This is a genomic window from Brevibacterium sp. FME17 (genome assembly GCF_014897515.1).
Lineage (GTDB): Bacteria > Actinomycetota > Actinomycetes > Actinomycetales > Brevibacteriaceae > Brevibacterium.
In genome coordinates this window covers 1-502 of sequence record NZ_JABUYD010000082.1, presented here as the reverse complement: position 1 = coordinate 502, position 502 = coordinate 1, and the positions used below count along the sequence as shown (strand labels likewise).

Annotated in this window: 1 protein-coding gene and 1 pseudogene; both read right to left on the bottom strand. The window is 63.1% G+C overall.

Going from position 1 to position 502, the window contains the following annotated elements; genetic code table 11:
• A pseudogene (locus INT40_RS20405) lies at positions 1-275 on the bottom strand (IS3 family transposase); the annotation flags it as partial.
• On the bottom strand, positions 272-502 hold a 231-nt coding region (locus tag INT40_RS20400; protein WP_413463567.1), incomplete at its 5' end, for a transposase. The pseudogene INT40_RS20405 and the gene INT40_RS20400, both read right to left, overlap by 4 nt.

The window sequence follows — 502 nt, the reverse complement described above, 5'->3', positions numbered from 1 at the left end:
CCGAAGGCGGAGAACCAGTCATTGGCCGAACACAACCGCCACGCAGTGCGTGCCGCCATGGGCTGGCCGGACGCTTCGGCTTCGTCGGCGAGGTATCGGTACCCGAACTCGGGATCATCGCGGTGGGCATCGAAGAGCGCATTGGCCCGGTATGCCTCAACGAGATCGGTATCAGGGACAGGTGCGGCCAGCCACCGGTAGTAGGGCTGGCGGGAAAGCTTCAAGACCCGGCACGACACCGCGACGGGGATACCGTCGGCGGCGAGCTCTCTCACGAGCGGGTAGAGCACAATTGATCAGCAGGATTCGCCTGTGACAGATACGCGGCCGCCCGGCGCAGGACCTCGTTCTCCTGCTCAAGCAGACGATTGCGCCGACGCATCTCTCGTAGTTCGGCGGACTCGTCGCTGGTGTTGCCGGGTTTGTTGCCGGCATCGATTTCTGCTTGGCGGAGCCATTTGTTGATGGTGCCTTCGTGGACTCCGAAGTCCTTGGCGATCTG